The sequence below is a fragment of the Streptomyces sp. NBC_00690 genome, assembly GCF_036226685.1.
GTDB lineage: Bacteria > Actinomycetota > Actinomycetes > Streptomycetales > Streptomycetaceae > Streptomyces.
This window is the reverse complement of sequence record NZ_CP109009.1, coordinates 2,895,354-2,919,558: the sequence shown is the minus strand read 5'-3', so window position 1 is coordinate 2,919,558 and position 24,205 is coordinate 2,895,354. Positions and strand designations below refer to the sequence as shown.

15 protein-coding genes are annotated in these 24,205 nt (G+C 70.8%); 4 read left to right on the top strand and 11 right to left on the bottom strand.

Features of this window, described 5'->3' with window-relative positions; genetic code table 11:
* Window positions 1-620: 620 nt before the first annotated feature.
* Window positions 621-1,661 carry an ArsR/SmtB family transcription factor gene (locus OID54_RS12900; protein ID WP_329018509.1) on the top strand — a complete coding sequence of 347 codons (1,041 nt, stop codon included), beginning with the start codon at window positions 621-623 and terminating at the stop codon, window positions 1,659-1,661.
* A 62-nt stretch (window positions 1,662-1,723) separates the two neighbouring features.
* Here the strand turns inward: OID54_RS12900 and OID54_RS12895 are convergent, their stop codons facing one another.
* Window positions 1,724-3,604: an APC family permease gene (locus tag OID54_RS12895; protein WP_329018506.1), complete on the bottom strand. Its 1,881-nt coding sequence runs from the start codon at window positions 3,602-3,604 to the stop codon at window positions 1,724-1,726.
* Between the two features lie 283 nt (window positions 3,605-3,887).
* Window positions 3,888-4,817, bottom strand: a complete 930-nt coding sequence (locus OID54_RS12890; protein ID WP_329018503.1) for an oxidoreductase — start codon at window positions 4,815-4,817, stop codon at window positions 3,888-3,890.
* 268 nt (window positions 4,818-5,085) lie between these two features.
* On the opposite strand from OID54_RS12890, the gene OID54_RS12885 reads away from it, so the two are divergent.
* Together OID54_RS12885 and OID54_RS12880 are read left to right on the top strand one after the other, a co-directional pair.
* Window positions 5,086-5,874, top strand: coding sequence for a putative protein N(5)-glutamine methyltransferase (locus tag OID54_RS12885; protein WP_329018501.1), 789 nt, complete (start codon window positions 5,086-5,088; stop codon window positions 5,872-5,874).
* A gap of 71 nt (window positions 5,875-5,945) precedes the next feature.
* Window positions 5,946-6,731: a sulfite exporter TauE/SafE family protein gene (locus tag OID54_RS12880; RefSeq protein WP_329018498.1), complete on the top strand. Its 786-nt coding sequence runs from the start codon at window positions 5,946-5,948 to the stop codon at window positions 6,729-6,731.
* Window positions 6,732-6,740: 9 nt separating this feature from the next.
* Here OID54_RS12880 and OID54_RS12875 read toward each other — a convergent pair whose 3' ends face one another.
* A complete protein-coding gene (locus OID54_RS12875) occupies window positions 6,741-7,364 on the bottom strand; it encodes a class F sortase (RefSeq protein ID WP_329018495.1) in 624 nt (207 codons plus the stop codon).
* 104 nt (window positions 7,365-7,468) lie between these two features.
* Window positions 7,469-8,005, bottom strand: a complete 537-nt coding sequence (locus tag OID54_RS12870) for a hypothetical protein (protein WP_329018492.1) — start codon at window positions 8,003-8,005, stop codon at window positions 7,469-7,471.
* A gap of 584 nt (window positions 8,006-8,589) precedes the next feature.
* Here OID54_RS12870 and OID54_RS12865 point away from each other — a divergent pair.
* Window positions 8,590-9,213, top strand: a complete 624-nt coding sequence (locus OID54_RS12865) for an NADPH-dependent FMN reductase (RefSeq protein ID WP_329018489.1) — start codon at window positions 8,590-8,592, stop codon at window positions 9,211-9,213.
* A 419-nt stretch (window positions 9,214-9,632) separates the two neighbouring features.
* Here the strand turns inward: OID54_RS12865 and OID54_RS12860 are convergent, their stop codons facing one another.
* The 7 genes from OID54_RS12860 to OID54_RS12830 form a co-directional block, all read right to left on the bottom strand.
* Window positions 9,633-10,214 carry a TIGR03086 family metal-binding protein gene (locus OID54_RS12860; protein WP_329027464.1) on the bottom strand — a complete coding sequence of 194 codons (582 nt, stop codon included), beginning with the start codon at window positions 10,212-10,214 and terminating at the stop codon, window positions 9,633-9,635.
* Window positions 10,215-10,444: 230 nt separating this feature from the next.
* On the bottom strand, window positions 10,445-11,191 hold the full coding sequence (locus OID54_RS12855; protein WP_329018486.1) for a SanA/YdcF family protein: 747 nt from the start codon (window positions 11,189-11,191) through the stop codon (window positions 10,445-10,447).
* 32 nt (window positions 11,192-11,223) lie between these two features.
* Window positions 11,224-13,323 carry a hypothetical protein gene (locus tag OID54_RS12850; RefSeq protein WP_329018483.1) on the bottom strand — a complete coding sequence of 700 codons (2,100 nt, stop codon included), beginning with the start codon at window positions 13,321-13,323 and terminating at the stop codon, window positions 11,224-11,226.
* A complete protein-coding gene (locus OID54_RS12845) occupies window positions 13,320-17,045 on the bottom strand; it encodes a vWA domain-containing protein (RefSeq protein ID WP_443055573.1) in 3,726 nt (1,241 codons plus the stop codon). Before OID54_RS12845 ends, OID54_RS12850 begins: the two co-directional genes overlap by 4 nt.
* Window positions 17,032-18,201: an ATP-binding protein gene (locus OID54_RS12840; RefSeq protein ID WP_329018480.1), complete on the bottom strand. Its 1,170-nt coding sequence runs from the start codon at window positions 18,199-18,201 to the stop codon at window positions 17,032-17,034. The genes OID54_RS12845 and OID54_RS12840 overlap by 14 nt, the downstream gene beginning before the upstream one ends.
* Window positions 18,198-23,186 carry a hypothetical protein gene (locus tag OID54_RS12835; protein ID WP_329018477.1) on the bottom strand — a complete coding sequence of 1,663 codons (4,989 nt, stop codon included), beginning with the start codon at window positions 23,184-23,186 and terminating at the stop codon, window positions 18,198-18,200. Before OID54_RS12835 ends, OID54_RS12840 begins: the two co-directional genes overlap by 4 nt.
* A 17-nt stretch (window positions 23,187-23,203) precedes the next feature.
* Window positions 23,204-24,085 carry a DUF4132 domain-containing protein gene (locus tag OID54_RS12830; RefSeq protein ID WP_329018474.1) on the bottom strand — a complete coding sequence of 294 codons (882 nt, stop codon included), beginning with the start codon at window positions 24,083-24,085 and terminating at the stop codon, window positions 23,204-23,206.
* Between the last annotated feature and the right edge of the window lie 120 nt (window positions 24,086-24,205).

The window sequence follows — 24,205 nt, the reverse complement described above, 5'->3', positions numbered from 1 at the left end:
GGCACGAACGACTGTGGTCCGCCCGCCCCCGTGCAGTGGCCACGGACCCCCGGCCGCGGGCAGCCCGCGCGCTGGGACGTTGAGATGCGTTGAGTGCCGTTGGATAAAGTTGACTCACGCCGCCCGGGGGTGGTGCCCCATGGGGCCGCCGCACCGCTCAACTTCACTTCTGTGCGCGCTTCTTTAACACACAGAGAGGGTGGACACGCCGTAGTGCGTGTCCACCCCTGGTGTTTCTTTCGACACATTCGCCAAGGCCAGTTGCTCGCGTGAATATGAAGATTTTGGCTGATCTTGACGGAACCTTATTTCTGTCGTTCGTTCAGCAAAGAACAGGAGGGGCGCGGCACGCGGATCCCCATCCACGTACCGCGCCCCATTACCCAAGCCGGACAGGGAGCCGCACCCTCTGTCACCCGCCGCCGGATGTGCGAAGCCCCCCACGGTCCTCGTCACGTCCATCGGAGACAGAAGGAACCTGCCCGACGCCGTACAGCCTTTCGTTTCGCACCCAACCCCGGCGAGACATTTCAACTCTGGCTGAAACTCCGTGGTAACCGGTTGTGATGGCGTGCATACTCAGTGATCGGGGCGATTGCGGGTGCAACAGTGGGGGTTCAGTGCTACGTATCCATTTCACTGGGGACGACCTCGCCAGAGTGCGAATGGCCGTCAGACCGGATGCGTTGTGGGAAACGATTCTGAGCTTTCATCGATTGAGAGAGCGGCGTCGTGCTCAGGTGTTCGGAGAATGGCGGTCGGAAACACGGTCGCGGTTGAATGGTGAAACGAGTCTGCTGGCCGCGCTGGTGCCGACGCGCGGCTATTTCCCCGACTTTCTGACTCCTCCGGAAGGCAGGGGCGGCCTGGAGCCGGGACTTGAAGCGATACGCGCGACCGCGCCCGACAGACTCCAATGCGAACTGAACCGGGTGTCAGCAGCGCGGGCCGCCGACAGCGATCGGACGGCCGAGCGCGCGGCGGAGCGACCTGCTGAGCGTTCCGGTCGGCTCGCCGCCCTCGCCCAGGGCGCTCCGGAGCAGCTCGCCAAGCTCATCTCCGTGCTCCGCAGCTACCACAGCGCCGCCATCGTGCCGTACTGGTCACAGATCCAGGCCCGCGTCGAGGCGGACCGGGCCGTACGGGGGCGGGCGCTGCTCGACGGCGGCGCGGCCGAACTGCTCGGCTCGCTGCCCCCCGTGCTCCGCTGGCGCGCCCCCGTGCTGGAGTCCGACTACCCCGTCGACCGCGAAGTCCATCTGAACGGTCGGGGGTTGCTGCTCCAGCCGTCCTTCTTCTGCCGTGGCACCCCGGTGGTCTACCGCGATCCGAAGCTCCCCCCGGTGCTGGTCTATCCGGTCGCCCACACCCCCGATCCCGCGTTCGGGGAGACGAGCGGCTCCACGCTCACCCCGTCGCTCGGCAAGCTCGTCGGACACACGCGCTCGGCCGTTCTCCAGGCGATCCGCTATGGATGTACGACCAGTGAACTCGCCCGAAGGGCAGGTGTATCGCTCGCCTCCGCCAGCCAGCACGCCGCCGTACTGCGCGAGGCGGGCTTGGTCCTGACCCTGCGCCACGGCAATGCCGTGCTGCACACGCTCACCCCCCTGGGCGCCGCCCTGCTGAGGGGAGGGGCGCCGGCGGAGGTGGCGGGCTGAAGGCCCCCCGTTCGGTCACTCCGTGCCCTCACACGGAGATCGACACGGGGCGCGCTGCCGTGTCAGGGTGCCTTCGCCGCCCGCCCCGGTGCAGCCAGCCGAAAGCGCAGCCGACAGATGACGGCGGCCGTGTCCCGGCGCACCGCACGGGCCAGCACCGCACCCCGTTGGTTCTGGAGCAGCCGCTGCCACAGCCGGTCCGGCTCCACCTCTGCGATCAACACCGTCACCCGGGTGCCCGGGTGGTAGCGGTAGATCTTGCGCACATACTCTGACACCGGCCGTCCGATCGTGCGGCGCCGGGTGGTCAACTCCACCAGTTCCACACCCGGGTTCCACCGCTCCCAGTCGCGCCGCAAGGTCCGTGCCGCGGCCCGGTCGTCCTCGTCCTGGTGGACCACCGTGACCGCGCGTACCTCGTCCCCCAGTGACACCGCCGCGTTCACCGCCTCCCGCGTCAGCCGCGACAGATGCGATACGGGAACGATCACCAGCGAGCGGGAGCGGTGCGGTGCCGCCGGCACCCGCCCGAACTCCATCCGCTCGTCGAGGTTCCCGTACGCCCCGTGGACGCATTCGAAGAGCACCACCAGCATGGGCAGGGCGATCAGGACCGACCATGCACCCTCGGTGAACTTCGTGGCGCTCACCACCACGGCGCTGACGCCGGTGAGCACGGCGCCCAGACCGTTCAGCAGCACTTTGAGCCGCCAGCCCGCCGAGCGGTCGATGCGCCAGTGGATGACCATGCCCGTCTGACAGATGGTGAAGCCCACGAAGACACCGATCGCGAAGAGCGGCACCAAGGTGTTGGTGTCCCCGCCGGAGAAGAACAACAGCACCCCCGCCACGGCGGCGAGCGCCACCACGCCGTGGCGGTGCACCTCGCGGTCCGCCTTCAACTGGAACAGGTGCGGCAGGTAGTTGTCCCGCGCCAGCAGCGACATCAGCACCGGTAGCCCACCGAAGGAGGTGTTCGCGGCCAGTGCGAGCAGCACCACCGTGGCGAACTGCACCAGGTAGAAGCCCCAGCCGTGGCCGAGTGAAGCGTCCGCGAGTTGGGCGAGGACGGTCACCCCCTCGACCGGCTGGAGGTGGAAGCGGCCGATCAGCACTGAGAGCCCGATCAGCATCACGCCCAGCAGCGCACCGAGGGCCACTTCGGTCCGCTGGGCGCGGCGGGCGGCCGGGGTGCGGAAGGACGGTACGGCGTTGGCGACCGCTTCCACCCCGGTGAGTGCCGAACAGCCGGAGGCGAACGCCTTCACCAGCAGAAGCGCTCCCACGGTGGTCGCACTGTCACCGACGATGGACGCATGGCCGGCCGCAGCCTCGGTGGACGCAGGTGCACTGCGGAACAGGCCCACCACGATCAAGGTGAGGATCGAGCCGACGAAGACGGCCGTGGGCACGATGAACACCCGGGCCGAGTCGACGATCCCCCGCAGGTTCACTCCGGTGACCAGCAGGAGCACGGCCAGACAGAGCAGGAGCCGGTCGTCGTAGAGCGCGGGGAAGGCCGACGTCAGGGCCGCCACGCCGGCGGTGACCGAGACGGCGACGTTGAGCACGTAGTCCAGCACCAGCGAGGCGGCGGCGACCAGTGAGGTGCGGCGGCCCAGATGGGCTCGCGCGACCGCGTAGGCGCCGCCACCGTCGGGGAACGCGGCGATGACCTGACGGTAGGAGGCCACCAGTACGGCGAGCAGTGCGGCGATGGCCAGGGTGACGGGCAGGGTGTAGCCGAGCCCCACGCCGCCCGCCGTGGCCAGGACCAGGACGATGGCCTCGGGACCGTAGGCGACCGATGCCATCGCATCGAGGGACAGCGCGGCGAGACCCTGCACGGCGGTGAGCCGGTGCCGTTCGCCGGGGACGGGCCGTGGCGGTTCGGGCGGCCCTGCCGTGTCTGCTGAGTCGGCCGGCATGGACAGGGCGGTCATGGGCTGCGTACCTCCTGGGGTGGTGCCCTGAGATGGGGAGGGCAGCCCCAGCGTGGTGGCGTGTTCGGCAGCAGCCGCGCCTCTTTGTCGCGGTCTTGGCGCTCAGGGCCCGCGACTTCACACGACCTTGACGCGGCGCACGCCTCTCGTGGCACGGGGCGCAGACACGCAGCGAACGCAGGGAGCGCACAGAATGCGGTGACCACAGAGTTGGCAGGCCACACAGATAGGGCAGGCAACACAGGCCACGCAGGGAACGCGCAGAGAACGCGCAGACCGGAGATCAGGGCGAGGGGAGCCCCTCGTACACCACCCCCGTCAGCGTGGCGGACGCCGTCCACAACCGCTCGGCCGTTTCATCGTCCCTGGCCCAGGCCGCGCGCCCCGCCGATGCCGGGGCACCTCGCCAGCCGGCGATGCGCGGGCCGGTGAAGGAGTCGGGTCGCACGCCGGGTGCGGTGGCTGCGTACAGGGTGGGCAGCGCTCCCGCCGCGGCCGGTTGGGCGAACAAGCGGTTGCCCAGGGACATCACGCCTTCCGTCACCCTGGCCCCCGCCATCCGTGGACCCGCGCCTTGCAGATTGGTGTCGGAGTATCCGGGGTGCGCCGCCGCTGCGACCACGTCGGAACCCACCGCCGCCAGCCGTCGCGCCAACGCGTGCACGAAGAGCAGATTCGCCGTCTTGGACCGCGCGTACGCGATCCACCTGCGGTACGGGTGCTCGCTCTGGAGGTCGTCCAGGTCCAGCCCGGCCAACCGGTGCATGAAGCTCGACACGCTCACCACCCGCGCGCCCGATGTCGTCAGCAGCCTGGGCAGGAGAAGTCCGGTCAGGGCGAAATGGCCCAGGTGGTTCACCCCGAACTGCCGCTCGAACCCGTCGACGGTCCGCCCGAACGGAAGCGCCATCACCCCCGCGTTGTTGATCAGCAGATCGAGACGGTCGTACGGGTACCAGGCCGCGAACTCCCTCACGGACGCCAAGTCCGCCAGGTCCAGTCGGCGCACCCGGACATCTGCCCCGGGCACCCGCTCACGCACCCAGGTCGCCGCCCGGGCACCCCGCTCCTCGCTCCGGCAGGCGAGAACCACCGCCGCGCCCCCACCGGCCAGCGCTTCGGCGGTGCAGAGCCCGATGCCGCTGTTGGCACCCGTGACCACTGCCGTGCGCCCCTGCTGATCCGGAATGTCGGCAGTGCTCCAACCGGCCATCGCGCCCCTCGCTTCCCAAGATCCTCAACCACTGGCGAACACCGGGACGAACCCCGACGACCAGCGTGTGGCCGGCCCGCCGACCAGCCTGCCGTACGACGGACGTTCGGGTAGTGTGACCCTCCCGTGCCATGAACGGACTGAGGAGGTGAGACGCATTACCGCTGTCGCCAGTCGGGTGCTCTCCTCCCCGTGTCCCTGCCTCCTCGTCCCTCGACGTGGAATGCGCTGACGGACGGAGCGCCCTTCGGTTTCCCGAAAGGCTTTCATGTCCCTTCCGTCGTTCCCGCCCCTCGACGACATAGTCCGCACGCTGCGGACTGCCGGCTGCGTCTTCGCCGAGGACGAGGCGGACCTCCTCCTCGCCGCGGCCTCCGGGCCCGAAGCCCTCGCCACGATGGTGGACCGCCGCGCCTTGGGCCACCCCCTGGAGCACATCGTCGGCTGGGCGGCCTTCGCCGGCCTGCGGATACGGGTGGACCCCGGGGTTTTCGTCCCCCGACGCCGTACCGAATTCCTCGTTGAGCAGGCCGTTTCGCTCACCCGGCCGCACTCCGTCGTCGTCGACCTGTGCTGCGGTTCCGGGGCCCTGGGCGCCGCGCTCGCCCACTCCGTACGGCCGATCGAACTCCATGCCTGCGACATCGACCCGCGGGCCGTGCACTGCGCTCGGGGCAATGTCCGGTCGGCCGGCGGGCGAGTGTACGAAGGGGACCTGTACGCGCCCCTGCCCGCGCGGCTCGGCGGGCGGGTCGGGGTCCTCCTGGCCAATGTGCCCTATGTGCCGACCGGTGAGATCGAACTGCTCCCCGCCGAAGCCCGGGTGCACGAGGCACGCATCGCCCTCGACGGGGGTACGGACGGGCTCGACGTACTGCGTCGGGTCACGACCGAGGCGGCGAGCTGGCTCGCACCCGGCGGCTCCATGCTCTTCGAGACCAGCGAGGAACAGCTGCCGACGGCTCTGGAGATCGTGGCCCGAGGCGGCCTTGAGCCCCGGGTGGCCGTGGATGACGACCGTTGGGCGACGGTCGTCATCGGTACGCGACAGGGGTGATCGCCGCGGCAGGAGGGCCGGATGGCGAGATGGATGGACGATGCAGCGGCCCGCTCCGTAGGGTCGCGACCGTGCCCGACATATCGCTGACCACGCTCGTACTGCTCTGCCTTGCCGCCGCGGCGGCCGGATGGATCGATGCGGTGGTGGGCGGTGGCGGGTTGTTGCTGCTGCCCGCCCTTCTGCTCGGCCTGCCGCAGACCTCGGCCGCCCATGTGCTCGGCACCAACAAGGCCGTGGCGATCGTGGGCACGACCGGTGCCGCGATCACCTATGCGCGCAAGGCGCGGGTGCCGGTGCGGACGGCGGTACGGATCGGTTTGGCCGCGCTCGCGGGATCGATGGGCGGCGCGTTCTTCGCCGCAGGCATCAGCAGCGATGTGCTGCGGCCCGTGATCATGGTGGTGCTGCTGGCCGTCGCCGCGTTCGTCCTGCTTCGACCCTCCTTCGGGACGGCGGCGGACGGGGTGGGGCGGTCCGTGACCAGGGCGCGCACCATTACCGCGATCGTCCTCGTCGGCGGTGGCATCGGCTTCTACGACGGACTCTTCGGGCCCGGTACGGGCACCTTCCTGGTACTGGCGCTGACGGCCGTGCTCCATCTCGACCTGCTGACGGCATCGGCCACCGCCAAGATCGTCAATGTGTGCACCAACGGCGGGGCGCTGGCCATGTTCGCCTACCAGGGCACGGTGCTGTGGCAGTTGGCGGCACTGCTCGCGGTCTTCAACCTGGTGGGCGGGATGTTCGGGGCACGGATGGCGCTGCGCAAGGGCAGCGAGTTCGTGCGCGGGGTGCTCCTCGCGGTCGTCCTGACACTGGTCGCGAAGCTCGCCTTCGACCAGTGGTCCGCCTGAGGCCCGTGCTCAGGCCGGACGGACACCGATGAGATGGGCGAAGGCGACCACGTTGCCCCGGTAGCCGGTCTTCTCGCTGAAACCGCCGCCACAGGTGATCACCCTGAGTTCGGCGCGCTTCGTGGATCCGTACACCTTTCGGTCGGGGAAGGCATCGGCCTCGTAGACCTCGATCGCATCGATGGTGAACACGGCGGTGCGGCCGTCCCGGCGCGAGACCTCGATGCGGTGGCCCTTCTTGAGGGCGCCGAGAGCGTAGAAGACGGCCGGTCCCCGTGCATTGTCCACATGGCCGGCGACGACCGCGGCGCCCTTCGCGCCTGGCGTCGTGCCCCCGCCGTACCAGCCGGCGAGGTTGCGGTCCGCCTCCGGCGGCACCTCAAGACCGCCCCCGCGGTCGAGGCCCAGCCGCATCAGGGGGGTGTCGACGTCGATGTCGGGGATGCGCAGGCGCAGCGGCGGTGACGGCGGCAAGGGGTCGGCGGCTGCGTCGGTGTGCGCCCGGGGACCGGCGGCGAACGCCTGAGCCGCGGAAGGCACCGGCGGCGTCAGATCCCGGGAGCCGTTCTGCACCAGATAGACACCGGTGCAGACGGCGGCGGCCAGCACCCAGCCCTTCGCCTTGGTACTCATCGATCCTCCCGTGGAGCCCGGTCGTGGGTACGCCCCGTTCCCGGCAGGCTCAGGGCCTGCCGGGAACGGGAAGCGGGGTGCGGCAGCGGCCGGGGCCGCAGCCGTCAACCGCCCTGGACGCCGCTCGCCCGGCGTCGCAGGAACAGTGCCCCGCTGACGGCGGCAGCGGTGAGTACGGCCGCTCCCGCCGCGATCTGTACGGTGTCGGGGCCCACGCTGCCTCCCACACCGGTCCTGACATGGCCGGTCGGCTGCTCCTGGTGCTGCCCGCTGGACTGTTCGTCCCTGCGGTGCTGCACGGTGACATCTCCGCTGGCCCGCTTGCCGTTCTTGCAGCGCACGCTGATGCCATACGTGCCGGCCTCGGTCCGCTCCGGGATGCGGAACTGGCCCTCCACGGTGTCCTTGTGCGTTCCGGGCGAAAGATGGAACTCACCCGCGCCGAGCGAACGGGCATCGCCCACCCCATGGCCGTTGCGACCGCAGGCGGTGGTGTTCACGGTGACGGTGGCGCCCGGTTCGGCGGTGGCCGGGAAGACCTCCAGGGACTCGTGGTCCCCGGCGTACGCGACGGGGCCACCGACGCATATGACGGCGGCTGCCAGTGAGGCACTGGTCAGCAGACGGGCGGTCGTGCGCATGGTGTTCCTCCGAGAAAACGCATGGGTGGGGTCGTCTCCTTCGAGGAAAGTCGCCCCCGGCGCCCCACGCCTGCTGATGGCCCATCAGATTGGCTGCACCGGGCGGGCGTGTTCCCCCTTGGCGAGAGAAAAGTGCAGGTCAAAGCCATCATCGTGGTCGTTGCCGAGGGTCGCGCTGAATGGGTGATACGGGACGGTCAGGGGCTGCGTAGAGATCCGGCGGCGGAGTGGGGCGCCGGCTCGGTCTCCGGATGGGGCGAGGTCTCCGGGTGGGGCGGGTGCTTGCTGGGGGCCGGGGGCGTTTGGGGCTTCGGGCTGGGTGGGGGCTCGGATGCCGAGGCGCTCGGGGGGCTGGGTGACGCTCGGAAGTGCTCGGGGTGCGCACTATCGCAGTGTGAAGTCGATGGCCGTCCCTGCCTTCTACCCCGCCGTGCAGACCCTGAGGTGGCGGCTCTGATCAGGGCCTTTGATCTGACCCTCTCGGGGTACGTCGGTTCGGGTGATGGGGTGAGCGGTCGTCATCGCCATGTTCGAGGGAGTGGGAGCTTGACCTCAACCGAGCTTGAGGTACCACCCTCTCAGTCATGGATCTCATCACCCGTGAAGCCTCCCGGACGTCCACCGCGGTCAAGACGCCCCTCAAACTCGTCGTCATCCTCGCCAGCAATCGGGAGGGACGGTTCGGCCCGGTCATCTCCGACTGGTTCCTGGAACAGACGTCAGGACGTGGGGACTTCTCCGTCGAACTGGTCGATCTGGGCGCGACCGACATCGGCACGTACCTCGGCGCCAATCCCGCCCCACAGGTGGGCGAGGCACTCGCGGCGATCACACCGAGACTCGCCGAGGCCGACTCCTTCATCGTCATCACTCCCGAGTACAACCACTCCTTCCCCGCCTCCGTGAAGAGCCTCATCGACTGGCACTACAGCGAATGGCGGGCCAAGCCCGTGGGGTTCGTCTCCTACGGAGGTATGTCCGGCGGGCTGCGCGCGGTGGAACAACTGCGGCTGGTCTTCGCCGAGATGCACGCCGTCACGATGCGCAACACCGTCTCCTTCCATCAGGCGAGCGCCCACTTCACCGACGACGGACGGCACAAGAACCCGTCGGAGTGCGAGGCCGCTGCGAAAGCCTTGCTCGATCAACTGGCCTGGTGGGCCGAGACCTTGCGGGAGGCCAAGGCAGAGCGCCCGTACGCCGGGTAGTCACACCGTCAGTAGCGCGCAGGGATAGGGCCGTACCTGGGCCTGTGCCTGCACCCGTACCTGCGCCTGTGCCCGTACCTGCACTCGTGCCCGAGTTGAGTCGATCGCCGGAATCGCCCGGGGTGTCGGTGGGTCGAGGCATCGGACGGTCGGTGAGTCGGTGAGTCGGTGGGGCGGTGGGGCGCCCTAGGAAGTGGCTGCAAAGGCCGCTCCGGGGCGCCCCCTGACTGCCGTACCAGACGAGGCTCCGTACGGTCTGACCTGCGTGCCCTTCCTGGCTTCCCGGCAGGAGGGCTACGGAGGTCCGCCTGCGATCTGACCCGATCTGACCCGATCCGACTCGATCCGACAGGACGGGGGCGGTCGGAAGCTGCGACGCGCGGCGGATGCCGCGGGCATGGCCATGGCCTGTCGGTCCCTCAGGCGCGACGGCCGAGGAGCGCGAGCAACCGGGTCTGGGCGCTGTCGCCCGGCGGCGGCTCGATGGGCGGGGCGAACAGCCCCGTCTGGGAGAGCGCCGACGCATACGGCATGACCTCGTCCAGTGCGAAGTGCACCAGCGCTGCGGGCAGCCGCTCCGGTGCGCCGATCGCCCGGGACAGATCCCAACTGTGCACCACCGCGTCGGTGATCATCTGCGCGCAGTAGGCGACGGCAGGGGTCTCCCCGTAGGACAGACCGACCGTGCGTTCCAGCGCACCCGGCTCGGAGAACGCCTTCCGCGAGGCGCGGGCTGCGGCGTCCCAGACGGCGCGCGGACGGGTGCCGAGCACATCGCCGTCGTACACATCGCCCACCTCCGCGATGGTGGCTCCCTCAGTCACCAGTTCGGGCACCCAGAGCTGTTCCGCGGTCAGATGGTTGACGAGATCACGGACTGACCACTCGGAGCAGGGCGTCGGCTCGCCCCATTGGTCGGCCTTCACCGCGTGCACCCGTTCGGAGAAGAGCGCGAGGGCCTCGGAGTGGCGCGTGAGGAGCGTTGTCACATCGATGTCCATGCGCTCACTGTTGCGGTCCACGAAGAGTGATGCGAGCGTGCCGGCGCGTGTCCCGACAGCTGTGACACGGCTGCCGAGCAGCTCGGTCAACCGTGGGCAACAGAGCCGGGCGACCACCTCCAGCAGAAGGCCCCGATGGGTGCTGGAGGTGTGGGACGGCGGCGAGCGCAGGGCCGGGGGTGCGCGGCGGATGGTCACCGGAGGTCGGGGCCGAACGACGGTGACCGGGGTCATTCGCCGCTTGCGACCAGCGCTTCCTGGATGCCCTTCTCCTTGGCACCCAGATAGCGGGGGTCCGGCTCGAACGCCGCGTCCAGCGCCGCCTTGCCGGCTGCGAGCACCTCCCGCACCCCGCCGTAGTACCAGGTGGAGTCCTGCGGTTCGGTCACACCGATGCCGTACGACTCGACCCCCGCCGATCGGCAGAGCGTCACCGCCCGATGGATGTGGAAGTCCTGTGTCACCAGTACGGCTCGATCGACACCGAAGATCTTCTTCGCCCTGACGCAGGAGTCCCAGGTGTCGAAGCCCGCGTAGTCGCTGACTATGCGGGCATCGGGCACTCCGCGCTCGGTCAGGTAGGTCCGCATGGCGTCGGGCTCGTCGTACTCGACCCGGCCGTTGTCCCCTGTCACCAGCACCACCCTGACCTTGCCCCCGCGATAGAGCTCCGCCGCCGTATCCAGCCGGTGCGCCAGATACTTCGTCGGTTTGCCCTTCCACAGCCCTGCCCCGAACACCACCGCCACATCCTGTCGGGGTACTTCGGCGACGGTGGTGACCCGGCTGTCGGCGACCAGATGCATCCAGGTGGCGGGGGCAAGCCCGATGACGGACGCGATCATGGCCGCCTGCACCAACCGACGTTGTGCCCGACGAGACCTCAAGAGCCCCGGCCGTGACAGCCCCCGCAGGGCTGACGGCTTGGCCCAATCGCGGAGGCCGGACGGGTTCCACCGGAGTCGTCGTTGCTTCATACCTGGTCAGACGACTCCTGACGGTCAATGGTTCACCGTCCCACCGGGGAAGGAGGGGGTGCCATCGTGTCACTGCTGGGCGACCAGGCCGCGGGTAGCAGCGACCGTACGGCCGCCGACGCATAGACCGCCGTGGCGAGCCAAGCCGCGGCGAACCCATCAGGATCGGCGGGCAGCAGCCGCCCGAGTGCATCGTGTTGTCGATCCGCCGCCGTGTCCAGCAGCGCCCGCACGCACTCCGCACCCGTGGCGAGTCCCACCGATTCCAGCCGACGCGGGAGCTCACCATCCGCGCTGGCCGCGGTGATGGACCGACCGCCCGCGACAGCACGATCCACCGTACGACGCAACAGGTCCAACTCGATCGGCAACTCGGGCGAGCCCGCGGGAGGAGAAGGCTGCACCTTGCCGGCGCCCACGCCAAACCGCTCGGGAGTAACGGAGTCCGGAGTCGGCGCGGGAGACGCTGCGATGACCCCTTCCCCGTCCACGTGGTCGGCCGGCACACCGGTGACGTCGATCGATGGCACGGATGCGGCGCCAGTGTCGGTGGTGCCCGCACCTGCGGGCACAGCAGGTGGTGACCCGGCCGGGATGTGCGAGCGATTGAGCCGACGCAGCCCCAGATCGGCGCGGAACTGCTCACCGTCGTGACCTGTCCAAGCCGCGGCCAGAGCTTGTACGGCCCCCGGTCGATCGGGCACCACGCGCACGATCATCCGCAGGTCCAGCCCCGGCCGGGACCTCAGCAGCCGGAGGTTATCGGCGTAGGCCAGTGCGGACCGCTCGTCGGGGGCCAGCAGACCCACCTGGGGGCCGTCGGTGATCCGCAGGCCCCGGCCCTCGATGGTGCCGGACACGAAGAGCAGATCGCCACCTGCCGGGCGGACGTCAGCTGGTTGCTCCAGCCAGTCGAGCGCGGCGGCCAACTGCTCAGCAGGAGGACGCTGCCAGAGCGCGTCCAACGGCTGCTGATGCCAGCGGGCGCCCGAAGCCCGCACCGATCGGACGCGGGACCCGCCACCGACCCTCCCGTCCGCTGAGACGGTGGGCCCGGTGAGGATCACCGAGCCGCCGTCGCCCCACTCCCGCAACGGGAGCGCACACCCCCCGGGCACCGGGGTCTGAGCTGCCTGCGCTGCACGCTGGGGATCTCCCGGCGCCACATCGGAGACGGTCAGCAGGGTGCCGTCCGGTGCCAGCCCGTAGGTGACCGCCCCGGCGTACCCGGATGCCGTGACGATCGGTTCGGTGAACAGCCCGTAGAGTCTGAGCGGACCGGACGGCTGGTAGGAGCGCCGGGCCGGGGTGATCGCCTCGGCGGGGCGACGCAGTAGACCGAGGAGCCCGGCCAACTCGGCGGACAGCTCCGGCAGTCGGAACGACGGGTCCTCCGAGCGGGCCTCGTCGAGCCGCCGTGCGATCCGCACCGCAGCGGCGGCCGGCAGATGCAGCCCGGCCAGGCGTCCCGAGTGCGCCGCGTGCAGCAAACCGGCACGCTGGACCGCGCCGGCGCCACTGACCCCGCTGACGAGAAAGGCGGTTGCCGCGTTCCGCAACGCGGCCATGGCCCGCGTCTGCGCAGGGGTCAACTCGCACGGGACCGTGTCGTGCGCTGCTCCGTCGAGCGAGGAACCGTCCGTCTTGTCGAGCTCCTCTGGTTCCTCGGGCGCCTCGGGCCGCGGCGCCCCCTCCGCGACGGCGGTACGACGCCCCGGTGAATGCACCCCATGAGCTGTGGCAATGGCTGTCGGCCCCGCGTCCGGCCCGGTCCCCGTCGTGCTGTCGGCCCGTTCACCGGCCGGTCCGTCCCCATCGGCTTCCGGCATCGGCTCCAGGGCCAGCGGGGCGCTGGAGAGGAGCGTGGCGCGATGGAGACAGGCCGGGGCCAGCAGACAGGTGCACACGGCGTCGTCCGCGTGCGCCACGACTCCACCCGTGGTCCGCAACGTCACCGAGGTGTCCTCGTCCACGATGACGCGGACCCCGTCGGACGTCGTCTCCACCGGCCAGCCGGCCACCTTTCCCATGGCCCGGTCCACGCGTCCCCGCAACCGAGGGGGCAGCAGGTCCAGCGCCTGTGCGGCCACCGCCGCAGAGACGGGGGGCAAGGGTGGGGATGCGGTCGTCATCGGTGTGTACCTCCCACACGTTCGCCGACCCAGCGGGCCAGCTCCAGAGGGCTCAGGGCGGCGACGGGCATTCCTGCCGCCACCAATCGGCCCGCGGTGCCGGTCGAGTACCTAGGTCTGCCCTCGTCGTCGAGCGAGGCACAGCCGAGGACGTGGCAACCCGCGTCGACCAGCGACCGAACCTCGGAGAGCAGCGGACCGATCGGGCCGCCCTCTTCGAAGTCACTGACCAGAACGACCAGCGTCCGGGACGGCACGGTCACCAACTCACGTGCGTGACGAAGTCCGCGGGCGATGTTGGTGCCCCCGCCGACGCTGACCTCCAACAACAGGCTCAGCGGATCGTCCACGTGGTCGGTCAGGTCCAGCACTTCGGTGGAGAAGGCGACGAAGTGCGTACTGAGGGCCGGGACGCCGGCCAGCACCGAGGCGGTCAGCGCCGACCAGATCGTGGATGCCTCCATCGACCCTGACACGTCCACCACCAGCACCAGACGCCAGTCGGTGGAGCGACGGGCGCGCGTACGGAAGACGGGGCGCTCGGGAACGACCGTCACCACACCGGTGTCCGCGTCCCGCCGGGCCGTGGTGAGATTCGCCCGCAGGGTACGGGGCAGATCCAACGGGCCGCCCGGTCGGCTGGTGGGGCGAGGGTGGGTTAGCCCGGTGAGCGCGGGACGCAGCCGGTTGGCGAGCGCCGCCGTCAACTCGGCCACCAAACGGGCCACCAGCGGACGCAGCCGGGCCAACTGCTGCTCGGGAAGCCCGCCCGCGTAGGACAGCACCGTACGCAGCAACTCGACCGACGGCCGTGCCGCTGCCGGGTCCATGGCGAGCGCTGCATCGAGACGGCCCGCATCCGCTGCCGCGGCGAGCACTTCCTCACGCACCCCCGGTCCGAACAGGACGGCCAACTCGTCCGACCACGTGCGCACATTCGGGTACGAGGCATCCGTACCACCACCGCCGCTGCCGTCCCCGCTGCGGGACCCCTCGCCGCGTCCGCGTCCGTACAACTCGTCGAGCGCGGTCGCATACCGCTGGGCCTGGCCGGTCAACTCCGTGCCACGGCCCAACAGCAGGCGCCATCGCTCGCTCGCGCCGAGGGCTCCTCCCTCCACGGGTGGGGCGGGCTGCCGTGCCTCCCTCCCGTCCGCTGTCGCACCGATGCCACGGCCCTTGTCCCGGTGACCGTCATCGCCGGCACCGAGGATGGCCACCGGGGCTCCGGCTGGCGCGCGGAAGCCCTTCGGCGCGCCTGATGCACCGCTGTGCGCAGGCGGAACCTCCGGAACCTCGCCCGGCGCACTCCCCGTGCCGGGTGCGGTATGCCGCTTCGGCGGCACACCCGCGACCAGCAGGCCCGAGGCCGTCAGGGCCTCCCTGCCGGCCAGGTCGGCGAGTGCGAGTCGAGCGGACATCGCGGGATCCACCCCCCGCAGGGTGCCGACCTGCGCGCCCGTACGGTCCTCGACGACCGAGAGCAGCCGGGAACGGGCTGCGGGGGAAAGGACGTCGAATCCGGCTCTGAGTGCCGGCAAACGGTCCAGGAAGGCCCGGTCGGCAAACTGCTCCACCCGTTCCAGCAGTGGATCCAGCGCTCTACCGGTCTCCAACAGAGGACCGGCGGCAAGAAGGGCCCCGCGCAGGCACTCGGCCAACTGTCCGCGGAGTTCCGGGGTGCTCGCGCCGTCCGCACGGGAGGCGAGACCCGTCCCGAACGCGTGCGGATCCCACTGCCCCAGCAGTACCCGGGCCGCACCCGCGGCGCCGCGCATCAACGGCGTGCCCCCGGCCTCCAGCCGGACGAGGGCGTCCGCCAGCCGCAGCCCGCCCCCCACGGCGGACGCCTGTCCGGCCAGGGCGACCAAAGCCCGTGCATCGTCGGGATCCGTCGAGCCCGCGAGCCCGTCCAACGCCCGGACCCCGGCCGCCGCCAGCTCCTCATGGGCGGCGGTCACGGCCTGCTGCTCCCAACCGATGTCCAGCCCCGGCACATGGCCCGAGCGGATGCGGTCCAGCAGGGTCATTCCGGCCAACAGTTCGGGCAGGGTGCCGGTCGCCGGGAGCTGCTCGGCCGCCTCCGCCAACCGTTCCACGGCCAGGGCGGGCAGCACACAGCGCGTGGCCTCCGCCAAACCGTCCAGTGCCTCAGCTGCCGAGGGGCCGCCCTGTCGCCGCTCCTCAGCCCGCCGCTGCCGCAATACCCCCGCCGCAGCTTGTTCCAGGGTCACCCCGTGCATTCCTGCCACATCGAGCATGGCGGCCGTCGCAGGCGACCAGTCCACCACCCAGCGGCTGGTCAGCGCTGCGGCATCGCCGACTCCGGCGACCGCGGACTCCTCGCCGTAGGGGACGCGACAGACCGCGAGCCGACGCAGGGCGACCTCCCGCCGACGGTCCAACTCCCCACGGAGGACGTCAAGGCGCAACTCCCGACGATCCGGTTCCTCGGGGCGGGGCAGTTTCAACTCGCCCAGCAGGCGTTCCACCGCGGGTCCCAGACCCGAGCGCGGGGTGCCCGGAGCCAACCGCCCCCGACGCTTTCCGACGAGCACCTTCTCCATGGCGGCGGCCACCACGCGACCGCGCCCCAACAACCTTCCCTGGGTGAGCACGGTCTGCGCCGCCTCCGCCAACTCGCCGCGCCCGGCGGCCGGCAGCCCCCGCAGCGCTGCCAGGTCCCGGGCCACCCGCACGACCTCCCGGGCATCGGCAGGTCCGCTCGGGTGCCCGGCGCCCCTGATCTCCACACAGATCCGCACCGCCATGGCGGTGAGGAGATCATCGAGAAGCCGTGGATCTCCTGCCGCGGCGAAGACGCCGTGCTGCCACTCGGGGTCGCGGATTCCGGCCGGGTAGCCGGATCGCTCGTCGAGCAGCGGATAGGAGTAGGGCACCAGCGAGGTGCTCACCTCCATGGCCTTCGCGGGCCCGGCATCGGTCGACGGCGGAGACGACTCCCAGCCCACCAGTGCGGGTGAGTGGAAGGACCCCACCACCGCCGCCGTCCTACGGCCCCGGAACTCGGCCAGTCGGCTTCGCATATGGGCCTCGCGCCGCAGATCGTGCCGGTCGACCGGACCCGCGTCCGAGCGCAGGGCCCAGCCCACGAGCAGGGCGGCCCGCCGCAGTGCCTCCGGGGTGCTGCCGGGAGCGGCCGACTCCACCAGCCGGTCCCACAGGTCGTCGCCGGGGCGGCCGGAGGCCCGGGCGTGCAGGGCGGCGCTGAGTGCACCCGCCGAAGAGCCCTCCGGCGTGCTTCGCCCGTTCACCCCGGGCAGCTCTCGTCCGCTGCGGTCCCGGTCTTCGCGAGCCCCGAGCGGCAGGTCGAACGGGATCACCGGTACGTCGGCCTGCCGCGCCCAGCGGATGGCCGCCAACTCGGGCGAGAACTCGGCGAACGGCAGGAAGACCAGCCCCTCGCCACTGCCGGCAAGCGCGACCGGGGGCACGGTGGCGGGGTCGGCGAGATGATCGATCCAGGGCGCGAACTCCACCGGCAACTCGATCAACAACACCTCCGGATCAGCCGCGTCCAGCAACGCCGGCACGGCCGCTGCCAGTGCGGGGGAGTGGTGTCGCACACCGATGAGGTAGGGGTCGCGACACCCGGCGAGCGCCGCCAACGCCCCCTCGGGCGCGGCGATCCGCCCCTCCTTCCCGACCGCCTCGCCGTCCGCCCTGGGCGAGGCGGGCATACAGAGGTCACCCCAGGTCATCGCGGAGCTCCCACAGCGTCCGCCACAGCGGTGAGCCTGCCTCGGCCCGTCGGCGCACCGGACCGTCCCAGTAGCCCAGCAGCCGGGCGTGGTCGGCGGGATCGTCCTTGCGTACGGTCCCCAGCAGATGCCCCGGGAGGGTGCGCACCACATCGCGGCCATTGCTCAGATAGGCGGCACCCAGCCCCATGGAGGCCGCCACGTGCACCGCTTCCGCCGTGGACATCACCGTCGACGGGCGCTCCACCTCCCACCCCTCGGCGCTCCGCCCGGAGCGCAGGTCCCTGAAGGCGGTCACCAGCGCCTCCAACACCGTGTCGTCGACGCCGAAGGCCGCCCCGGAGCGGGCCAGGGCCGCGGTCGCCTGGCTGCGGACAAGAGCCGTCTCCGCGTCGAGATCGGCGATCGGGCCGACTTCCTCGAAGTTGAAGCGGCGCTTCAACGCCGCCGACATCTCCGAGACGCCGCGGTCACGGAGGTTGGCGGTGGCGATCAGGGTGAATCCGGGCACCGCGTGCACGGTCCCCTCGCCGCCTTCCCCCGCCAGCTCGGGCACGGACATGCGCCGCTCGGAGAGCAGCGAGACCAGGGCGTCCTGCACTTCGGGCAGACAGCGCGTGACCTCCTCGATGCGGGCGACCGCCCCGGTGGTCATGGCCGTCAGCACGGGGGAGGGGACCAGCGCTTCCCTGCTGGGTCCCTTCGCCAACAACAGGGCGTAGTTCCACCCGTATCGCAGCTGGTCCTCGGTGGTGCCCGCGGTGCCCTGAACGGTCAGGGTGCTGGCACCGCACACCGCAGCGGCGAGCAACTCGGACAGCATCGACTTCGCGGTGCCCGGCTCGCCGACGAGCAGGAGGCCCCGCTCTCCCGCGAGGGTCACCACGCACCGCTCGACCAGAGCGCGGTCACCCACGAACTTCCGTGAGACGACCAACTGTGAACCGTCCGCGGCCCGCAGTGGCTCGTCGCCCGAGCCGCAGATGAACAGCACCACCGACCGGGGGGTCATCCGCCAGCCGGGAGGTCTGGCCCCCTGGTCGTATCCGGCGAGGAAATTCAGTTCCTGTCGGTAGCGGTCCTCCGGCAGCTCCACCTGCCGTGGAGCGCCTGCCGTCCCCGCTCCATCTGTCGTGTCGCGTTCGATCGCACTCATCGTCCACCCCTCTTGGCCTTGCGCCCCGTGAACTCCTCGAAACCTGGCACATCGCCGTCCAGGACCCGTCGCCACGCCGCCCGGAACAGCTCTCCCACCGTGTGGTCCGGGGCGAGGAAGCCGCTCGTCGCCCGGGAGAGCAGCGCCTCCTTCCAGCCCTCCACGGGGAGCCTCGGCGCCTTCTCCTCCAGCCAGGCACCGGGGAGGAAGAGCGATCGTCCGGCCCTCGCCCGCTTGCCGTCCACGACCAGGTCGGTCGCGGCCAGTTCCTCCCGCGCCTTCTTCAGACGGGCCGGCTTCCACCCCGTCCACTCCGCCTGGCTCCTGTCCGTCGGATCGGGGAGCGCCAGCAGCATCAGATACAGCACGGACCCGTCCTCGCTGAGCGAGAACCGCTCGGCGACCGCCGGCACCAACTCCGGTGCGCTGCGCAGTGGATCCTGCGCCGGGCCCGTCGGCCCGTCGTCGCTCAGCAGTGCCATGAAGTCGGCGCTGAGCAGTGTCCGCAGGGCCTGCAGCGTGCTCTTCTCGCCGGCCGCGGCCGTCAGGAGTTGGAGGTCGGGATGGTCGGGGCCGGCGGCCTCGCCGGTCACCAGCGGGGCCGACCTCACCCACACCCCGTCCCAGTCGGGGTAGTAGTGCAACGGTGCGAGCACCAGGGCCTCCGACACCTCGAACAGGCGCTCACTGCCGGTCCGGCTGCGCGGAGGGTGGTTGTACGCCTCGCGCAACTGCATCGAGGTCGCGTTGCCCTTGGCGTCCCAGTTGACTCCCAGGTCGAGCAGGAGCCCCGGATCCGCCAGCCGCGTTCGCAACAGGCGCAGCGTGGTCGGCAGGACCTCCCGCAGTGGATCACCGAAGGGGAGCCGGTAGGCGAGCCAGCGCAGCGTTCGCACGTACGACAGCAGTGTCTGGCCGGTGAGCAGCTTCTCGGGGGCGAGTGGCGTCAGCGAGCCCTCCTTCCACTGCTGTTCGGTGCTGCCGGTCAGCTCGGGCTGCGCCTCCGGGTTGAGCGCGCAATCGAGCGCGCGGCCCGGTCCGATCTCCTTGACGGCGCGGGCGACCAGCCAGGAGGGTGCCACCCGTCGCTTGCCCCAGGCGGCCAGCCAAGCATCGACGAGCGGACCCGTCTCGAAGCCATCCGTCCACAGCGCGGCCACGCGCAGAGGGTCGACCGGCAACTGCAAGGCGGTGAACCGGGTCCGGTCCCTCGGCGAGAGGTGCTCCAGCACCGCGCGACCCACCTTGGCGTCCGCGCTCTTGAGCCCCAGCGGTGCCAGATACTCCGTGGGCAGGAGTCCCTCACGACCGTGGTTGCCCAGACCCGGGAGCCCCAACTGGAGTAGGGCGCCGGTGACGGGATTCACCCCGACCTGTTCGGCGAAGTCCGTTGCCTGGTCCGGGTGGTAGGGCAGGGGGCCGCGCTCCCGCACGGTGTCGATCAGCTGCCGCACCACGTCGGCCCGGGCCGGATCGCCGGGCGAGCCCAGTACGTCCGATTCGAGCTCGGTGTAGCCGTCCCACGCGCCGAACGCCCCGGCGGGGTCGTACTCCACGCAGATCCACTCCGCGTACTGATCGTTGGTCGCCGTGTTGGAGAGCACCAGCAGACGGCGCGCACCCGAGCGGAGCACCGTCCCGATGAAGTCGTCGGTGTCCTGCTGGGCCGTTCCGTTCCACCAGGAGCGGAGCTTGGCGACCCGTATCCGCCCCTTCGGGTCGATCAGGACCGCGTCCCCGTCCGCCCGAACCGCCAGGGCGGCTTCGAGGAACTCCAGGAGCGCCTCCCGGTGCGCCGGCGGCGTCGCGGGCGAAGCCGCCCGCACGGCCATTGCTCCCAGCCCCTGACCGGGCAGATCGAGCCAGCCCACCTCGGTCTCCTCGACCGGTATCCGGGCGTCGTCGGCTTCCGGTGCGAGCAGTTGCCCGACGGCCACCACCTGCCCCAACGCGGTGCTCTCGTGCTCCCCCCAGGAACGCCACCTGCCGTAGTAGCGACGGGTGCTCAGCAGCCCGCCGAGCGCCTCCTGGAGCGGGCCGTCCTGGGCGTGCCTCGCCGTAGGACGGGTGAGCGGCTCGCCCTGGGCGACGCGCTCCGCGAGAGCGGTGATCTGCGCGGCCTGGCGTGCTGCCACGCCCAACAGGCTCGCCACACCGGCCCGCAGCCCCGGATGGGTGATCTCCGGCAGCAGCTTGGCGACGGCCTCTTCCGCCTTGTGGCCGGTGGCCATCGCCGCGAGCAGTTCCCCCGCACGCTTCTCGGTGAGGGTGCGCAGCGCGAGCGATCCGCGCTTGTCACGGGGGCGCAGCGCGTGCCAGTAGCCGACGGGGGCGATGAGCTTCGTACCGCCCGCGTACTCCTGCTCGTTGGCACCCTCGATCACGAAGGCGAGGCACAACCCGTCGGCGTCAAAGAATTCGATCTTGGTGTGGTAGCCGCGGGATTCGCGCGGATACAGCGCGGCGCCTCCGGGCAGTCGTAGCGGCGGCATTGGTATGTCGTTGCTCAGACGCTCGACGTCGGCCGACGGGCGCACCGGAACGGGCTTGCTGCGGGTGCCGTCCACCGAGCAGGCGGTGAGCGTACGAGCCGCGGGATCGAACCGCACCCACCAGCCGACCACGCCCCCGGCGCTGCCGAAGGGCGACGACTCCAGCCCCGGCCGCACCGGCAGCAGCCGGCAGGAGCGCTCCACCAGCACGCAACCGCTGCCGTCGCTCAGAGCCGAGTCGAAGAAGGCGGGCACGGTGATCCGGCCCCGACGGGCCGACGCCGGGTCGTAGTCCCACCACTGCCCCTCGTGCAGCACCCACAGCGAGGTGCCGTCCGATGCGACCGGGCGCCACATGTCCGCGAACGAGGTGTCGCCGGCGTGCACTGGACGGGCGCCGAAGGTTCGGCTTCCGTCCGCGAGCTCAAGCGACGGGTGCTGGTGGGAGGGATGGCTCTCCGGCAGCATTCCGTCCGGTTCGAAGGTCTCCGGACCGCCCCCGGACCAGCGGGCCCTGCGCTCGGCATGGTGCCCGGTGACGGTGAGCCACTGGCCTCCCACGTAGCGGACGAGCGGCGGGCCAAGCGGCTGGCCGTTCCGACGAGTGGACAGGGAGAGGGTGTGGAGGTCCAGCACCTTCTCCGGCCCCACCGCCGCGGCCTGTACGCCGCGCCGGACCACCAGCGTCGGCCAGGCGTCCGCCAGCTGGAACCGCTCCGCGTCCCGCTGCCGTGCACTCGGCGTTTCCACTGGACCCAGCGCCGTCAGGGCCTCGTCGAGGGCGGGCCATCCCAACTCGTCAACGATGCCCGAGCGCAGGGTGTGGGCCAGCGCCGCGGCGGGGGAGAAGGCCGTGATCCGGCTGACCGCGTCCGGCGCCGCGGACAGGGCGGACCAGGACGAGAACCCCGAAAGCCGCTTCACCAACTGGTCCAGCCCCGGCAGACCCAGGGGCTGGGACAGGTCGTCGGCCCGCTCGGTGAGCCAATCCGCGATGATCGACCGCAACGCCTCGTGTTCGGTGACGAGTTGCAAGCGCGCCGTCGAGTCACCGGTGCCGATGAGCCGCTCCAACCCGGTGCGCAGTATCCCCGCGAACCGGGCGTCGGCGACGAGCGCCATCAGATCGCGGCGGCCTTCCGCCGAGTCGGTGAGCCAACCCTCCAGCTCAAGGCCGCCCATGTCCTCGTCCGGCGGGGTGACCGGGATGCCCCGCGCGAGACAGAGATCGAGCACATCCAGATCGGCCGATGTCCGCCATCCGTCGCGCAGCACCTGCACCGGGGTGTCATCGGCGATCAGCTGATCCGCCAGGCGCTCCACCAGCGCCAGTTCGGCGGGCAGCCGCTGCGCGTTCCGCCAGCCGCGATCCCGGTGCCGCAGCCACTTGGACAACCATGGTGCAACGGGCACGGCGCCGGTCAGGAGCAGATCGAACGCCCCGCACCGGTCCAGCAGCGAAAGCCAGGCACCGTCGAACTCCGTGGGCTGGTCGCCGCCGGTCTTCGGGAAGATCGTCAGCAGCCTCTCCCGTGTCACCGCGTCCTGCTCGGCGATGACGGCGAGCGCAGGCAGGGCGGACTTCCAGAAACTCTCCGCGGCGCGGTCCATCGCCCCCATGTGGAGGATCTCGCGCAGGAGCGAGCGCTCTTCCTCGCCCACGTCCAGGCCGGCGCTCTTCGCGAGCCGCCGCAGGTCCTCCAACATGCCCGCGTAGGGGGCGAGTCCGGACGAGCACCGCTGGGAGGAGATCAGCCGGAACTCCGCGTACGCCTGCGGGTGCGGCAGCCGCTCGCTCAGCCCCCTGACGTACTCCCGAAGGGCCTTGCCGCTGAGTGCTCCCGCCCCGGCGAACTCAAGGAACACCTCCCGCAGTCGATCTTCGTCGATGGGCAGTGCATGACGTTGTTCGGCGGCCCGGGCCTTGCCGAAGAAGACGGACGCCTGCTGCTCGGCCTCCGCGGCCAGGAACAACCTGCCCACCTGCTCGTAGAAGGTGGGCAGGAACTGCGGAACCGAGCGGTCCAGCCGCTCCCCGATCTCATCGAAACCCTCTTTGGCCAGGCCGGGCTTGGTGCCCACCAGTCGAGTCAGCCGCTCCATCTCCTGCACCACTGCCAGGGCGTGGTGCCCGTTGGCCGGGTCGTTCACCAGGGCCCAGGCGGGGAAGCCCAGCGACTGCGGCTTCACCCGACCCACCGGAGCCGAGTTGGCACCGGCGAACCCCAGATACTCCAGCGCCAGGTCCTCGGCGGAGCCGAGGGCCTCCGGGACCAGACGCACCACCGTGCGACCGTCGAGCGTCGGGTGCTCGTACGCCCGGGCGGTCAGTGTCACGCCACCCTCGGCGCCCGCTCCAGGCGTTCCGCCCCCCACTGCTGCATCGAGGGGGAGCACCGCCCCCGCCTCCAACAGCGCCTCCCCAGCGCCGAAGCCTTCTGCGCCCTGTGCCTCGTGCCCGCTCACCGAACCCCCACCATGCCCTTCGCTCACTTGCTCCCCCACCTTGTTCATCGCAGTGCGTCCGCCGCGTTCTCATCGGCCACGACCTTGCCCGCGTACACCAGGGCAGCCATCCGCTCGCCCTCGGACCAGGCCACCGGCCCCACCTCGCAGAGCCCGAGCCTGCGGCCGTCCTTGTCCCGCCACTCCAGGGCCCCGGTGACCGCCTCGGCGTCCGGATAGTCGGCCCCCAACCAGTACCGCGCCTCCAGCACCCGGCCGCCTTCCACCAGCGGACACAGCGCCTGACCGCCCCGAACGCGGTACCCCAACGACAGTGCGCGCGAGATCGCATGGCGCAGCTGTTTGAACTTGGCGTCGGCGTACTTCGGCCAAGAGTGGCCGCTCGCCTCCTCGGGGCGTCGCCACACCTCGCGGAACAATTGCTGGACCTTCTGCTCCACCCCCAGTTCGACCGCGAACTCCCTGAGGTCGTCGAGGTCGTCCAGCAGCACCGGATGGGGAATCAGCACGCTTTCGCAGGCCAGCCACACCGAATCGCCGTCCAGGTCGACCATGCCGATGCCCCGCTCGGGGTCGGCGCCCCGCAACAGACCGGCGCGCTCCATGTCGGCGCCGCCGTCCGCGCCGACCGGTGCGACCACCAGGTCCCGCAGCGCCGACTGCCAGGCGGGGTCCGGCCACACCTGGGCGAGCACCGCCACCGGTATCGGCAGCGAACGCACCAGCCAGGTGTCCACCTGCTCGACGCACTCGCGCTCATGGCGCTCCAACCACTCGGCCAACTGCCGAAGCCGCACCACCTCGGCGTCGTCGCGCAGCTTGGACGGAACCTGTTTCAACTCGCGGCCCGCCGCATTGCGACAACGCACTTCACTACCGTCAAGCGTCACGGCATAGCCGCCGCTCGCTGTCTCGATCCAGCCCATGGCAAGACCGCCTCCCCGACGTACCGGTTTCGATGTCGCTGACACTAGGTGAGGGGTCTGACACCGCGCTTCCCAGCGGGCGGGCCTGTGGATAACTCCGTGCGAACGCTGTTCCTCGCT

Coding starts and splice junctions, on each gene's coding strand:
- OID54_RS12895 (WP_329018506.1), bottom strand. CDS start 3,604: ATGACCGCCCTGTCCATGCCGGCCGACTCAGCAGACACGGCAGGGCCG.
- OID54_RS12890 (WP_329018503.1), bottom strand. CDS start 4,817: ATGGCCGGTTGGAGCACTGCCGACATTCCGGATCAGCAGGGGCGCACG.
- OID54_RS12885 (WP_329018501.1), top strand. CDS start 5,086: ATGTCCCTTCCGTCGTTCCCGCCCCTCGACGACATAGTCCGCACGCTG.
- OID54_RS12875 (WP_329018495.1), bottom strand. CDS start 7,364: ATGAGTACCAAGGCGAAGGGCTGGGTGCTGGCCGCCGCCGTCTGCACC.
- OID54_RS12870 (WP_329018492.1), bottom strand. CDS start 8,005: ATGCGCACGACCGCCCGTCTGCTGACCAGTGCCTCACTGGCAGCCGCC.
- OID54_RS12865 (WP_329018489.1), top strand. CDS start 8,590: ATGGATCTCATCACCCGTGAAGCCTCCCGGACGTCCACCGCGGTCAAG.
- OID54_RS12860 (WP_329027464.1), bottom strand. CDS start 10,214: ATGGACATCGATGTGACAACGCTCCTCACGCGCCACTCCGAGGCCCTC.
- OID54_RS12855 (WP_329018486.1), bottom strand. CDS start 11,191: ATGAAGCAACGACGACTCCGGTGGAACCCGTCCGGCCTCCGCGATTGG.
- OID54_RS12850 (WP_329018483.1), bottom strand. CDS start 13,323: ATGACGACCGCATCCCCACCCTTGCCCCCCGTCTCTGCGGCGGTGGCC.
- OID54_RS12845 (WP_443055573.1), bottom strand. CDS start 17,045: ATGACCTGGGGTGACCTCTGTATGCCCGCCTCGCCCAGGGCGGACGGC.
- OID54_RS12840 (WP_329018480.1), bottom strand. CDS start 18,201: ATGAGTGCGATCGAACGCGACACGACAGATGGAGCGGGGACGGCAGGC.
- OID54_RS12830 (WP_329018474.1), bottom strand. CDS start 24,085: ATGGGCTGGATCGAGACAGCGAGCGGCGGCTATGCCGTGACGCTTGAC.